The sequence below is a fragment of the Herbaspirillum sp. BH-1 genome (assembly GCF_002870055.1).
GTDB classification, from domain to species: Bacteria; Pseudomonadota; Gammaproteobacteria; order Burkholderiales; family Burkholderiaceae_D; genus Herbaspirillum; species Herbaspirillum frisingense.
Map to the genome: position 1 here is coordinate 19,551 of NZ_PKOI01000034.1, position 13,712 is coordinate 33,262.

Consider the following 13,712-nt stretch of genomic DNA (forward strand, 5'->3'; position numbering starts at 1 on the left):
ATACGGCCCTAGAGGGCCTACTCAGTCCGAACGGTTTCAGCCTGGCAAGCGCTTTACTTCACTTCTTCACCTTGTCCTGTGCAATATCCATGATGAGTCGGGAGGACAGGTACAGACGCGGCACGATGGTATCGAGCAGCACGTATTCGGCGTCATTGGAGTGGGCGCCGAAGCCGCTCAAACCCATGCCCTCGATCACCGCGCCCTTGCTCTTCAAGGCGGCAAATGCCGCGTCGGTGCCGCCACCGGTGGCCACCTCCGCCACCTTCAGCGGCATGTCGATTTCCTGGTAGATGGTGCGGGCGTAGTTGGCCAGCTGACGCGACGCCGGCGTGGCTTCCAGCGGCGGGCGACGCAGTTCGAACTTGACGCTCACCTTGGCTTCCGGAATCAACTGCTTCTTCACCCCTTCGGCCAGGGCCTGCTGCAACTGCTCGAAGTCGCTCACCTTCAGCGCACGCGCATCGGCCTGGGCGCTGGCCTGGGCCGGGATCACGTTGCGGTTGCTACCGGCCTGGGCGACGGTCCAGTTCAGTTTCAGGCCACGCTCGGGCTGGGAAAGCTGGTTCAACTGCAGCAACTGGTGCGAAAGTTCATATAAGGCGTTGACACCCTTCTCAGGCGCTGCACCGGCGTGCGAGGACTTGCCCTTCACCTCCAGGTAGGCCGCGCCAATACCGCTGGTGGCCAGGCGCAACTGGCCGTCGGCACCACCGCCCTCATACGACAACACCACGTCCTGCTCCGCGCCCAGCCGGGTATGAAGGGAGCGTCCGCCGGGCGAACTGATTTCCTCGTCACCGTTGATCAGCACGGTCAGGGTGTCGTAGTCCTTGAAACCCGCCTTCTGCAGGATGGCCACCGTATGCAGGATGGTGGCGATGCCCTGCTTGTCGTCGGCAATGCCCAGCCCGTAGGCCTTGTTGCCATCGACGCGGAAGGGCTGGTCCTTGAGCATGCCGCGCAGATAGACCGTATCCATGTGGGCGATCAGCATGATCTTGCGCTTGCCGTTGCCCTTGAATTCAGCATGGACGATCTGGCCCAGCTTCTCTGGCGTATCGTCCATGCGATAGACCTCGGGCGCGTCCAGCAACTGCACCTTGCCGCCCAGCGCCTCCAGCTTCTGCTTGATCAGGCCGGCCAGTTGCGCCAGGCCTTCCAGGTCCTTGCTGCCGGATTCGATGCTCACCAGTTCGCGCAGGGTGTCCAGCAGGCCGGCCTGTTCCTGGCGGGCCATGCCATAGACCGGCTCCACGGGAGCGGCCTGGGCCAGCACGGGCAGGCACAGGGCGGCGACGAGGGCCGTGCAACGCAGTTGGGTGAAAGGTTTCATGCAGGGATTCTCCTTGGGTGGATGGGCGGGATTGTGATCATCCCTGTTGGTGAGCTTAATTGTGGGTGAGGCTGGTTGTGGGTGAGGCTGATTCACAGACTGCGTTCGCTGGTGAAGTGGCGTTCACTGCCATCGAGTGGATCGATGAAGAAAAGGGAACGCGCCAGCAGCTTCAGGGGGCGATCCAGATCATCGGCCACGCCCACCGGCACCGCGTGCGGGTAGAACAGGTCATTGACGATGGGGATGCCCAGCGAGGCCATATGTACCCGCAACTGATGGCGCCGGCCGGTGACCGGTTCCAGTCGATACAGGCCCAGCTCCCCGCGCTGCTCGATCAGGGAAATATGGGTTTCCGAATTGGACGGGCCCTCGGCTTCATGCATCTTGAAGAACTGCTCGGGAATTTCTTCCACCCGGCTGCGATGCACGCGCGGCAGCTCCAGGTCGGCCCGCAAGGGGGCAATGGCTTCATAGACCTTGAACATGGCGCGTTGCTGGAACATCGACTGGTACTTGCCCCGGCTGGCCGGCTGGTGCGAAAAGACGATCACGCCTGCGGTCTCCCGGTCCAGTCGGTGGATGGGAACCAGGTCCTGCAGACCGGTAGCTTGCTTGAGCCGGACCAGCAGCGTCTCCTGCACGAAGCGCCCGGTCGGGATCACCGGCAGGAAATGCGGCTTGTCGGCCACCAGCAGGTGCTCGTCGAGGTGCAGGATCTTTTCCTCGACCGGGATACGCGGCTCGCCCTGCGGCAGTTCGCGGTAATAGAAAATGCAGTCGCCGCTGCGATAGGCTGAATCAGGACGCAGGTCTTCGCCGTGCTGGTTGCGCACCTCGCCGCGTAACAGGCGCTCGCGCCAGAGCGCGGCCGGCACGGCCGGAAAGCGTTCGACCAGGAAGGACAGCATGTCGCGCCACGGCCCCGGCTGCAGCCACAGGTAGCTGGGCGAGAGGCCGTTGCGCATGGGCAGGGTCGGGGTAGGCCTCATGCGCCCTCCGCGCCGGACACGCTCTTCTTGCGGGCGGCGCGCCGGCGCCAGGCGACGACGCTGGCATTGGCCTCCAGATGGGCCAGCAACCTGGCGCGCTGGGCCTCGGTCAAGGGCAGGCTGTCGATCAGGGCGGGCCAGTGCGTCATGGCGCGGTCCACCGTCTCCACCAGCACCGCCTGCAACCTGGCTTCCGGCAGGCGCCACAGGTTGGCCAGCTGGCGCAGGATGGCGGGGGTGAGCAATTGCTTGCCCTTCTGCCCCGGCAGGAAGGCCAGTGCATGCCCATCGCCGCCGACATAGGCGGCATAGGCCACGATGTCATAGGCCGGCGACAGGGAGGCCGCCTGCGGCGTGTAGTAGAGCAGGCTGAAGTTCTTCAGGTGGGCATCGAAGTTGCCCAGTAGTTCGTTGACCTTGATCCGTCGCAGCAACTCGTAGACATCCTCCACCCCGCGCGTGCTGCGCTCGGCCAGCACCACACCGAGTGCGGCATAGGTCCCGACGTACTTGGCACCCGGTGCGGTGCCGGTGATCTGGGCGAAATCCTCCATGTGCAGACGCCCGGTGGGAGTGGGCGCATCGCGGTCGAAGCGCTGTACCAGCAGGAAACGGCTGGCATCGTTGCGCAGCCCGAAGGGCAGGTGATCGGCGATGGCCGACAGGGGCTCCAGGCTAAAACTGCACGTATTCACGCCCGCAGCCGCGGCCAGCGTCAGGGACGAGAATTCCACCTGCGGCATGTTGGGATAGTCCGTGGCCGGGAGCTTGACGATGAAATGGCTGCCGTGGCTGTCTTTGGAGCGCATCACGTAGCGCCCGCCCGCCTCCTTCACCAGGGCCAGCTTGGGCTGCACGCCGGAGAGCGATTCCCCGCCCGGCACCGGCAACTGGCCGGAGCTCATTTCGTAGCTGTCATGCCCCTGCCCCAAGAGCCTGCCCATTCCCCGCTCGTCCAGCTCTTCGGCCAGGGCCGAGACGTCGCCAGGCAAGTCCCGACCGCAATAGGCCAGCAGGCCGAATTCGTCATCCGGCGCCAGACCGGCGCGCTGGATCAGGTGCTTGCGCAACTGGCCTTCGGGCAAGAGGTTCTGGAAGAACGGCGGCAATCCGCCGCGTCCGTCCCCCCGATTCACGGCCAGGGTGGGGTCGAGCAACTGAGCCAGGGTACGTTCCTCGGTGGAGGCCAGGTAGAGCTGGGAGAGTACCGGCCGCTGCGGTCCCAGCAGGGCGTAGGCATCGTCAAAGCGGAAATAGCAGCGACCGTCATCCAGCGCGAACAACGAGCCCACTTCAGTCTGGCCCAGGCGGATGCGCAGGGAGCGCAACATGCTCATGCCTCGCCTCCCCTGCCCATGAGCGCCTGCAGGCGCTGGCCCAGTTCGGTCTGGCTGCCCGCCCCCTGGCTCTCGGCCGCCCGCTGGCTGGCCGCCTGACGGGGCAGGAGCAACAGGTCCAGGTCCAGTTCGTCGCACAGGGCCAGCAACTTGACCAGTTCGATGTTGCCGCGCCCGGTTTCCAGCGCCAGCAAGGTGTTGCGGTGCATGCCGGTGCGCGCCGCCAGTTCGATGGCCGTCAGCCCCTGCGCCTTGCGGGCGGTGCGGATGCGCTGGCCGATGTCTTGCAGGTTGGTCATCGTCTGATCCAATGAAATGGGCTTTCCTCTTGAAGTCCATTATATTAGTCATACCGTGACTTGCAAGACTATTTAATTGTACTTTTCAATAATTGCCTAATTTATTGTTATTTTTTGATGATATGAAGTTGTCTTCAGGACTAAGCACCCCGAACGGGCTAGGAGCGTGGAAGGCGTAGCGCCGCACCTACCTCAGGTGAAGCATCCGGCAAGCAGGCAAAAAAAATCGCAGTCCGGAGACTGCGATTTTAAAAGTCTGTGCAAGCACTCAGGCGGTCGTATTGACGTTGCGGCCAATATTGGGATTGGCCGGCAACTGCGGCAATGCCTGGATGAGACCGACGGCCGCGGCGGCCTGGCTATCCAGCGCCTTCTTCAGGACCAGCATGTTGACTGAGTCCGAAGTCTGCGCCGAGGCCAGGCTAGTGGCGACCGATGCGATTTGGTTGATATCCATGGATCTCTCCTTTTGGGGGAAACCGAACCAGAAGATGCCCGGCCCGGTGCTTCAATTACGGCATTGAATCGCGTTTCTTTACGTCAATCAACAAATTTTTCGAGATGTTGTCGTCCGCGTCATGCAGGTAACGCCCTCGCTTGAGGGCAAACACATCTTCGTCCGAAATAAATAAACAAGTTTCGGACACTACCTTGCCTTATGTCCGAAAAATGCATATAAATACCGGACAGGAGGAAGAATGTCTGCACTGAAATCCCGGGTAGAAGCCGAGTTGAGCACCGCAGAACCCGGACAAGTCTGGGTACCTACCGACTTTGCCCATCTCGCTAGTCGCGATGCCATCGATAAAACGCTGCAGCGCATGGTGCAGGCGGGAGAATTGCGTCGCATCGATAGGGGGCTCTATGACCGGCCCTCGCTCAACAGCCTGACCAAGCGTCCCACCACACCGGACTATCGTGCTGTCATACAGGCCATTGCGCGCAGGGATAACCTGCGCCTGCTGGTCGATGGCATGACCGCCGCCAATGACCTTGGCCTGACCGATGCCGTGCCCACGCGCGTCACTATCCACACCGATGCGCGCCGCCGGTCAATCCAGTTGGACAATCTGGTCATCACATTCAAGCAAACCGCCCCCAGTCGCCTCTACTGGGCTGGGCGACCAGCCATGCGCATCGTACAAGCGCTGTACTGGCTGAAGGAGACTCTCCAATCCGACCGCTCCCTTGTTCTGAACAAACTGACCAAGGTTCTGGCTGATCCGGTTCACGGCCCGGCACTCCGACAGGACCTGCTTGCAGGTTTCAAGGTATTGCCGGCGTGGATGCAGAGTCTGCTCCGGGAGCTTCCCGGATGTGACCCACTAGCTGCATCTGCAGCAACAACCCCATCGCTGATCGGCGAAACACCACCGGAGAGGCGACGCCGCTCGGTCAAACGCGAGGAGGCCCCTTGAATCCCGCATTCAACTCTGTCATCGCCGCCAGCGATGCCGAACGGCGAGACCTCTTTCTCGCGGCCTCAGCTCGCCTCGGGACAGCCATCCAACACATCGAGAAGGATTTCTGGGTCTGCTGGACACTGGATGTACTGTTTAACGGTCTGGAAGCGGTAGGCCCCCGACTGTTGTTCAAGGGGGGCACTTCGCTCTCCAAGGCCTTTGGTCTCATTGCCCGCTTTTCCGAAGACATCGACATCACCGTGTTTCGCGATGATCTGGGCCAGGGCGCCGAGATTGCCGAGCTGGATGCATTGAGCGGCAAGAAACGGCGTGCGCGTCTGGACGCCATACGCGATGCATGCCGGGATTACATTGCGGGGACACTGAGCGTGCAGTTCACCCAAAAGGCGGCCTCTGTCATAGCCCGAGAGCGCTTTCGACTGGAGCCTGATCCCACCGACAAGGATGGGCAGACCTTGCTGTTCTGGTATCCCTCCGTCACGGCGGCAGCCGGCGACTACATCCGCTCAGCCGTCAAGATAGAGGCCGGAGCCAAGTCGGCACTCGATCCACATGTTGCGGCCTCCGTCACCCCTTACGTCTCACAAGACCTCCCAGATCTGGACTTGACGGTGCCGAACGTGGTCACGGTGAAGCCCGAGCGCACCTTCTGGGACAAGATCATGATTTTGCATGGACTACGGCAATGGCATGATCGGCGCGGTGAGCTGCGACACGGCGGGCAACGCGTCTCGCGCCATTACTACGATGTGCATCAATTGATGCAGGCCCCTTCTGCCGCCAGCTGGCAACGCGATCATGCGCTGGCGGCCGACTGTGCGCGTCATGCAAGCCTGTTTTTCGGTAGCACCGATCTGGGGCTCGGTATTGCTGTACCCGGCAGCTTCACGCTGACACCCGGCCGCGCGATGCGAGAGGCCCTTGAAAAAGACTATGAAGCCATGGCCGGAATGGTCTTCGGGGACATCCCTCCATTCGATGCCGTGCTGCGCAGTGCAGAACACTTCGAACAGCTCGCCAATGAGGCGGTGAAGGGCGCACTCCTTGCAAGCCGAGGGTAGCGAACAAAAATGACCACACGTCAAGATGAAAAAAATCGCACCCCGAGGGGTGCGATCAAGTGATGCCATTCACTGAGCGCCATCCTGCACGCCCTGGCTACCTAGACGATGGTATTGATGATGCGGCCGATATTGATATTGGCCGGTAGGCGCGCCACGGTCGTGGCCGCGCCGATCACATCATCCACCGCCGTCTTGGCGACCTTGCCCAGATCAATACCGACGGACTGCGCCGCCTTGTCGGCCAGCCAGGCCGTTGCTGCGCCGCTGGCGAGCGTTGCTAGCTCCATATGAAACTCCTTGTGTGAACTGCAACGGGGCCATGACGCGGCCTGCCCGTCCGTGTTTCCAGATCCCCCCCTGCACGGCGGTACAAGCTTTACGTCATGGGTGAATGTGTTAGCGGCAGCCAGGCAGCGTCCCTTGACGGTGATTACCCCTTCCTTACCCGCTTTTGCACTTGTAAACCGGGTGGCTAAGCCATTCAGTTGGGCGCAGCCGGGGTCGGGGCGGGAGCGGTCACCACGGGGGCCAGTTGCTCATAGACCGAACTGGCAATGCGCGAGAGTTCCGGGCGGGCGAGACTGCCGGAGAGGGCGTAGCCGAACTGGCCGTCGATCCAGTAGAAGACGTTGACGCGGCCTTCCTGGGCGAAACGGAAGCCCGTCTCGTGGTTCTGCACCTGGTCGTGCGAGACATACAGGGTGAGCCGCTGACCCGCCGCATCCTGGTACATGAACTGTGCCACCGGCCCGCTCTGGCCGGGCAGCAGGCGACCGCCAATCAGGTCATAGCCCAGCGGGGCCAGCTTGGGGGCGCGCACATTGGCACCCAGCCGGCGCGACAGCCAGGTCACCAGGGCCTGTTCCTGGTCGGCGCCGACTTCCACCGGGCGCCGCAGGTCGGCGCTGAAGACGGTATGGGCCACTGCTGCCTGGCGTGCCAGCATCACCGGGGCCGAGGCCACCTGGGTGCGCAGATTGCTGCCGGCGGCGAAGTCACGCAGGTACCAGCCGCCCAGGCCACCGGCCAGGGTCAACAGCAGCATGGCGGCGTAGCGCCACCAGAGCGCGCTATTGGCGGCGTTGGCGGCATTGGCGGCTGCGCCCTGATCACGGCGGCGATATTCTTCACCGCCCGCCAGCACCGCAGCCGCCAGGCGGGGGGGGAGTGCTTCTTCCAGCACCGGGTCGTAGTGCGCATGCAAGGCGCGATTCTGGGCGCGCCAGGCGCGCACCTGCTGCAACTCCGCGGCGTGCGCGGGGTCCTGCTCCAGCCAGGCGGCGATTTCGCCGGCACGCGATGCCGGCAACTGGCCGTCGGCATAGGCATGCAGCTCTTCTTCGGAAATTGCCGGGGTCTTCATTTCACCACCTTCAGGGTCGAACCGGCGCTACCCAGACCACCCAGGCCACCCGCTCCGTCCATCGCGTGGCGCAGGCGCTCGCGGGCGCGTGACAGGCGCGACATGACGGTACCGGTCGGTATGCCCAGGGTCACCGCGACATCCTCGTAACGCATTTCTTCCAGCACCACCAGCAACAGGACTTCACGCTGTTCGGCCGGCAGCGCCTGCAGGGCCGCTTCCAGGTCCAGCGCCAGCCCCTGGTCGGTAGCCGGCGCGGGGGCCGCGATAGTTTCCCCTTGCTCCAGTTCCAGTTCCACCGTATTGAGCGCCGGCTTGCGGCGCTGGTCGGCGTGCAGGTTATGCATGATGGCGAACAGCCAGGGACGCATGTCGGTGCCGCGCTTCCAGCTATCACGCTTTTGCCAGGCACGTTCCAGCGTGTCCTGCACCAGATCGTCGGCGCCCTCGCGTTCACCGGTCAGGGCCCGGGCGTAGCGGCGCAGGCGTGGCAGGCAGGCGAGCATGGCTTGCTCGTCGGCCTGTCGTTCGCGCTGTTGCCGTTCCAGCCTGGCCTTGCGTCCGAACATGGGGCGCTCCCGATGCCTGGTGTCTCAGATCAGGGCTTGACCACGTGCCAGATGTCCTTGAAGTTGTCACCGGTGCGCTCACCGGGCTTCTTGTCGGCTTCATACAGGTACAGCGGCTTGCCCTGATAGGCCAGCTGGGCGCTGCCGTCGTCGCGGGTCACGGTGGAATACGGCGCGGCGGGCATGCCCATGGGTGTCACCGGCGGCCACAGCTTGGCGCACGGGCCATTGCAGACGCTCTTGCCGCTATTGGCGGTGTCCTTGTCGAAGGTATAGACGGTCATGCCCTTGGCATCGACCAGGATGCCGTCCATGGTCTTGACGCCGGCACTCTGGGCGGAGGCGGTCAGGGATGCCGAGGCGCAGGCCAGGGCCAGCAGGGAGCTTGCGAGCAGTCTCATGTCATTTCCTTTTCTTGGTGGGCTTACAGGTTACGGGTTACGCGTTATGCCATACCCATGTCGACGTATACGAGACCGGCCCCTGCATTATTCCCGTCCCTGCAAAAAATATTTTTACCTGAGCCGCGGCGCGGCCGCACCATCAGCGGCTGACGGTCTCGCGTTGCATCGGTGCCAGCAGGGCCAGCAGCCGGTTCTGGGTGTGCGAGGGGATGCCGTTGGCGTCCATGGCCAGTTGCAGGTCCTCCACCAGGGCATTGAAGTCGGCATTGCTGAGCTTGAGGCCCTGGTGCACTTCGCGCATGGGGTCACCCGTGTAGACGCAGGCACCGCCGCTCAACTGGCAGAACTGTTCCACCAGCTTCTGCTTGACGCGCTCGATATTGGACTCGGCAAACGTATGCTTGATGCGCCGATCGGCCAGCATGTTGGCCATGAAGTCATCCACTACTTTCTGCAGCACCGGCAAGCCGCCCAGGGCGCGGTAGAGGCTGTCATCCGGCGGCGTCTGCGCCTGAGCCGCGCCCAGTGTACCGGCCAGGGCCAGGGCGGCGGCGACGCGCGCTATCTGCTGTCTCATCATGGCTGCTCCTCGCGCTCAGAATCCGGCCTGCAGCGACAGATAGACGCCGCGCTGCCGCTTGGGGTTGTAGACGGTGATGTCGCCCAGCGCCACGTAGGCCAGGATCATCGACAGGTTCTTGCTGGGGAACCAGGCCAGGAAGGCATCGTAGTAGTCCTTCTCATGGTCGGCTGCGAGGTTGCGCGGCTTCATGCGGTATTCCACGCCCAGCGCCAGCTTGCGGTTGATCAGGTAGGCCGCCGAGAACTCGCCCATGGCCTGGTAGCGATCACGCTGGTCGCCGCCGAAGCCGAGCAGGCCCATCTGGTTGGCCTTGGTCAGGCGCAGCGTGCCGTTGAGCAGCAGGCTTTCCTGCAGCAGGAGCTTGGTGGCGGCGAGGTAATAGTCGATGCCGGCGTCGCTGGCTGCGCCCAGTTGCTTGACGCTGGTAACCGCCCCCAGGCCGCCGATGCCATTGTTGTGCTTGAACATGACCCCGGCGGCAATCTGCGGCAACCAGCGGTCCTGGTCGTAGACGGCGTCACCCGCCAGTTTGAGCTTGATGCCGACGATGTCCTGGCTGATCTTGAGGTCGGCCAGCGGCGCCAGGCTGCCATAGAGCTCCTGCTTGTTCAGCGAGAGTTCGATACGGTCGAGGATGCCGACGGCCACGCCGTAGGACTTCAAGGTGTAATCCTGGGTCGACAGATAGGTGTAGTGCGCATTGGCACCATAGCTGTCGCGGGTGCCGTAGCCGGTGATCAGGGCCCAGGGCGTGAGACCACCGCCACCGGCACCTTCCACCTGGATCACGCCGCCGGTGGCGGTGAGCTTGCCCAGGTCGGGCATCCAGCGGCGATCGTCGGGTGCTGTGGGCGCTGTGGACTCGCCGGTCGTCGTGGGCGTAGAGGGCGTAGAGGGTGCCGCTGCGGCGGCCGCGCCGGCGCGCATGGCCCGGGCTGCCTTCTGCTGCTGGGCCAGCGCCCAGGCGTCGCGTTCGGCATCGCTCATCTGCGCCAGCACAGGTGCCGAGAGCGTTGTCAACAGCGCCAGAGCGCCGCCCTTGATGGTGTTCTTCATCCCACTCCCCCTGCCCCACTTGTCTGATCCGTCATTGATGCTGGCGGCCCCTCGCCGCCGCTCATACCGCCATGTTTTCGGACTGGTCCGGCGCCTCCGGCGCGCGCCATTGCTGCAGCCATTCCAGGAAGCGCTCGACCGGCATGGGCTTGCCCATGAAATAGCCTTGTCCCTGATCGCAGCCCATCTGCCGCAGCAGGAACCAGACCTCTTCGCTCTCCACCCCTTCGGCCACCACCCGCAGGCCCAGGTTGTGGCCCAGATCGATGGTGGAGCGCACGATCTTGGCATCGTCCTGGTCCTGCGCCATCTTCATGACGAAGGACTTGTCGATCTTCAGCTCCCGCACCGGCAGCCGCTTCAGGTAGGCCAGCGAGGAATAACCGGTGCCGAAATCGTCGATGCTCAAGGCAAAACCCATGGCCGCCAGCCGGTCCAGCGTGTTCTGGGCACGCGCCGGGTCGTCCATGATGGCGCTCTCGGTGATCTCCAGGCAGAGCGCGGCGGGCGTGAGTCCGTGGCGCTCGACGATGGCGGCGAAGGCGCCCGGCAGCTCCTGGTCCAGCAGGTCGCGGGTGGACAGGTTGACCGAGAATTTCAGGGCAATGCCCTGGCGCTGCAGTTGCGCCGACAGGCTGGCGACCTTTTCCATCATGCAGATGGTCAGCATGCGAATGAACCCGGTGGTCTCGGCAAACGGGATGAAATTGTCCGGGCCGATGAAGCCCTTGTCGGGATGCAGCCAGCGCACCAGCGCTTCGGCCCCGAACACCTCGCCCGAGGGCAGGTCCAGCTTGGGCTGCAGGTAGAGCATGAATTCGTCGCGCTCCAGCGCGCGGCGCAGTTCAGAGAGCAGTGACAGGCTTTCCTGGCTGCTGCGGTCGATGGCAGGATCGTAGACCACCACCCCGCTGCCCTTGCGCTTGGCGGTGTACATCGCCACCTCGACCCGGCTGAGCAGGACATCGCTGCTGCGCCCGTGGGCCGGATAGCCGGCGATGCCGATGCCGGCGCCCAGGTCCACCGTCTGTTCCTGCAGCGACAAGGGTTGCTCCAGCGCCCGCAGGATATGGGTCGCCTGCGCCAGTGCGCCTTCCAGGTTCACGCCGGGCAGCAGGATGGCAAACTCGTCGCCGCCCAGGCGCGCCACCTTGGCCCCCGGATACAGCAGCTGAGCCGTCAGGCGCGACGCCACCTGGCGCAGCAGGTCGTCACCGAAACGGTGACCCAGCACATCGTTGACCTGCTGGAAGCGGTCCAGGTCCATCATCAGGATGTGGCAGGTACCGCCCGGCGATTCCCCGCCGTCGATGATGGCGTCCCGTAGCAGATCGGCGAACTGCAGCCGGTTGGGCAGGCCGGTCAACTGGTCCTGGTAGGCCAGCCGGCTGATCTTCAGTTCGCGTTTGGCGATCTCGCCACGCATGGTTTCGAAGGCGGCGCCCAGGCGCCCGATCTCGTCCTGGCGCCGGATGTACAGACTCTCGCTGTAATCGCCCGCGCCCAGGCGCTTGGCCACGCTGGCCAGCTCGCGCAGAGGGCTGGTGATACGCCGCGCCATCACGGCGCTGGCCACTGCCGCACCCAGCACGCCCAATACCGTAATGCTCAGCAGGATCAGCTGCAAGCGCTGATAGGGTGCCACTGCTTCACTGACCGAACGCTGCAACACCGCCACCGCCTGCTGGCCGTTGCTGGCCTGCGCCAGCGGCAGGATGCGGGCGCGATACTGGTTGCCGTCGATCTGCAAATCGGCCGGGCCGGCAGCGCGCACGTCGCCCACTTCATGCAGCAGCATCTGCGCCTCCGGCTTGGCCAGGGTCGATACATCCGACACCCAGTCGGGGCGCCCGCGCTGGCGAACCAGGATGGACACCTGCAGCTGCGACAGGGCGCGCATGTCATTGACCAGATCGCGATCCACCGGGAAGCCCATGACCACCCAGGCGATGGTGACCGGCGCCTTGATCGGCACGGCCACGATCTGGAACAGGTTCTCCCCCACCACCACACTCTCGGCGGCACCGTTGGCATTGTCCTTGTCGGCCTTGCGCACCAGTTCCAGGCTGCTGCGCTGGAGGTCGGTGTCGGGGTACTCCAAGGTCGAGGCGCGAATCGTGCCGTCGGTGGCGATCAGCATGCCCATGGAAGCGCCGATGCGCGCCCCATGGTTGGCCAGCACGGAGCCGATGGTGTCATGGTCGTCGGTGCCAATGGCCTGGCGGAAGCCGAAGTCGGAGGCCAGCAGCCTTGCGCCCTGGGTCAGTTTCTGGGCGTTCTGGTCCAGCAGGCGCGTGAAGACACGCTCGCCGATCACCAGCTCGTCACTGATGGCGCTGCGCGCGTTGCGGTCGATGGCGGTACGGATCGCCACGAAGCCGGCCAGTTGCACCACCACGATGAGGACGATGAACAGCGCAACGATCTTGCTTTCCAGACGGTAGAGACGCACCCTAGCCCCGTTTCCCTTGCTTGCCCTGGACGGTGCCGCCCTACAGCGGAACCGCCTTGACGTTGAGTTTGATGGCGGTCTTGCCATCGCCCTGGACCTCCAGGGGCTGTTGCACTGCGGCCTGGTTCGGGCCCATGGTGAAATACCAGGCCTTGAGCGTATAGCGGCCATTGCCCAGGCCATCCAGCCGGACCGTGCCGCTGCGATCGGTCACGCCGAAATAGGGCGTATTGACCACCTGCACATAGGCCACCATCTCGTCATGGATATTGCAGCCCAGGACCACGGTTCCCGCCTTGTCGAAGACCACCGGGCTGCCGGGCACGCCTGAATAAAGCTTCAGTTCGAAGGTCTTGGCCGGGGAAAACGAATAGACGTGGTGCCGGATATTGTCGTGATTGGGAAACAGGATGGGCGTGCCGGCCTGCACCACCGTCACCAGCGGGATGAAGGTCTTGTTCTTCTGCTCGATCTCGACCTGTCGCGGCGGCTTGGCGGGTGCGGGGACGGCGGCGGCCGGTTCGGCGTAGACCACTGCATTGGGAACCACCTGACCGGCGCTATCGAGGACCTGCACCGAGACTGCAGCCTGCGCCGCACAGGCGCCAGCAGCGGCCCAGATACATGCCATGACCTTGACGAGCAGCCCTGCCCTGCGGCGCATGTTCTTGTTCTGCATATCGCTTGATGGAAAAATGGGTGACGGCGGGAGCCGGCCCGGCGCGCCACCTCCATGGCGCAGCCGACCAGCTTTCCCTTCACCCTGCACTATACGGAAGACCTTCGCGGTTCATATAGGGGAGTTTCTGAATTACCCCGGAGCAACCCCGCCC

15 protein-coding genes are annotated in these 13,712 nt (G+C 63.9%); 2 read left to right on the forward strand and 13 right to left on the reverse strand.

Annotated features, from left to right (window positions below; all coding sequences use genetic code 11):
* Positions 1-58: 58 nt before the first annotated feature.
* From HBH1_RS24275 to HBH1_RS24295, 5 genes are all read right to left on the reverse strand, one after another.
* Entirely contained in the window at positions 59-1,336 is a 1,278-nt protein-coding gene (locus tag HBH1_RS24275) for a M20/M25/M40 family metallo-hydrolase (protein ID WP_102664696.1), read from the reverse strand.
* A gap of 92 nt (positions 1,337-1,428) precedes the next feature.
* Positions 1,429-2,328: a pseudouridine synthase gene (locus HBH1_RS24280; RefSeq protein ID WP_102664697.1), complete on the reverse strand. Its 900-nt coding sequence runs from the start codon at positions 2,326-2,328 to the stop codon at positions 1,429-1,431.
* Complete coding sequence (locus HBH1_RS24285; RefSeq protein ID WP_102664698.1) at positions 2,325-3,665, reverse strand: type II toxin-antitoxin system HipA family toxin; 1,341 nt, start codon at positions 3,663-3,665, stop codon at positions 2,325-2,327. Before HBH1_RS24285 ends, HBH1_RS24280 begins: the two co-directional genes overlap by 4 nt.
* Positions 3,662-3,964 (reverse strand): helix-turn-helix domain-containing protein, encoded by a 303-nt coding sequence (locus HBH1_RS24290; RefSeq protein ID WP_102664699.1) that lies wholly within the window; start codon positions 3,962-3,964, stop codon positions 3,662-3,664. Before HBH1_RS24290 ends, HBH1_RS24285 begins: the two co-directional genes overlap by 4 nt.
* 268 nt (positions 3,965-4,232) lie before the next feature.
* A complete protein-coding gene (locus tag HBH1_RS24295) occupies positions 4,233-4,421 on the reverse strand; it encodes a YjfB family protein (RefSeq protein WP_102664700.1) in 189 nt (62 codons plus the stop codon).
* Between the two features lie 241 nt (positions 4,422-4,662).
* Here HBH1_RS24295 and HBH1_RS24300 point away from each other — a divergent pair, with 241 nt between their 5' ends.
* Together HBH1_RS24300 and HBH1_RS24305 are read left to right on the forward strand one after the other, a co-directional pair.
* Entirely contained in the window at positions 4,663-5,382 is a 720-nt protein-coding gene (locus tag HBH1_RS24300) for a DUF6088 family protein (RefSeq protein ID WP_102664701.1), read from the forward strand.
* Entirely contained in the window at positions 5,379-6,449 is a 1,071-nt protein-coding gene (locus tag HBH1_RS24305; protein WP_102664702.1) for a nucleotidyl transferase AbiEii/AbiGii toxin family protein, read from the forward strand. Before HBH1_RS24300 ends, HBH1_RS24305 begins: the two co-directional genes overlap by 4 nt.
* A 101-nt stretch (positions 6,450-6,550) precedes the next feature.
* Here HBH1_RS24305 and HBH1_RS24310 read toward each other — a convergent pair whose 3' ends face one another.
* The 8 genes from HBH1_RS24310 to HBH1_RS24345 form a co-directional block, all read right to left on the reverse strand.
* Entirely contained in the window at positions 6,551-6,739 is a 189-nt protein-coding gene (locus HBH1_RS24310; RefSeq protein WP_006463975.1) for a hypothetical protein, read from the reverse strand.
* 194 nt (positions 6,740-6,933) lie between these two features.
* The gene (locus HBH1_RS24315) at positions 6,934-7,815 is read right to left on the reverse strand and encodes an anti-sigma factor family protein (protein ID WP_102664703.1); all 882 of its coding nucleotides are present in this window, start codon (positions 7,813-7,815) and stop codon (positions 6,934-6,936) included.
* Positions 7,812-8,384 carry an RNA polymerase sigma factor gene (locus HBH1_RS24320; RefSeq protein ID WP_102664704.1) on the reverse strand — a complete coding sequence of 191 codons (573 nt, stop codon included), beginning with the start codon at positions 8,382-8,384 and terminating at the stop codon, positions 7,812-7,814. The genes HBH1_RS24315 and HBH1_RS24320 overlap by 4 nt, the downstream gene beginning before the upstream one ends.
* 29 nt (positions 8,385-8,413) lie before the next feature.
* A complete protein-coding gene (locus HBH1_RS24325) occupies positions 8,414-8,785 on the reverse strand; it encodes a COG4315 family predicted lipoprotein (RefSeq protein WP_102664705.1) in 372 nt (123 codons plus the stop codon).
* A gap of 142 nt (positions 8,786-8,927) precedes the next feature.
* Entirely contained in the window at positions 8,928-9,365 is a 438-nt protein-coding gene (locus HBH1_RS24330; RefSeq protein WP_369878652.1) for a group I truncated hemoglobin, read from the reverse strand.
* 18 nt (positions 9,366-9,383) lie between these two features.
* Complete coding sequence (locus HBH1_RS24335) at positions 9,384-10,427, reverse strand: DUF3034 family protein (protein ID WP_102664707.1); 1,044 nt, start codon at positions 10,425-10,427, stop codon at positions 9,384-9,386.
* Positions 10,428-10,488: 61 nt separating this feature from the next.
* Positions 10,489-12,879 (reverse strand): putative bifunctional diguanylate cyclase/phosphodiesterase, encoded by a 2,391-nt coding sequence (locus tag HBH1_RS24340; RefSeq protein WP_102664708.1) that lies wholly within the window; start codon positions 12,877-12,879, stop codon positions 10,489-10,491.
* Between the two features lie 40 nt (positions 12,880-12,919).
* Positions 12,920-13,543: a methylamine utilization protein gene (locus HBH1_RS24345; RefSeq protein WP_233207697.1), complete on the reverse strand. Its 624-nt coding sequence runs from the start codon at positions 13,541-13,543 to the stop codon at positions 12,920-12,922.
* Between the last annotated feature and the right edge of the window lie 169 nt (positions 13,544-13,712).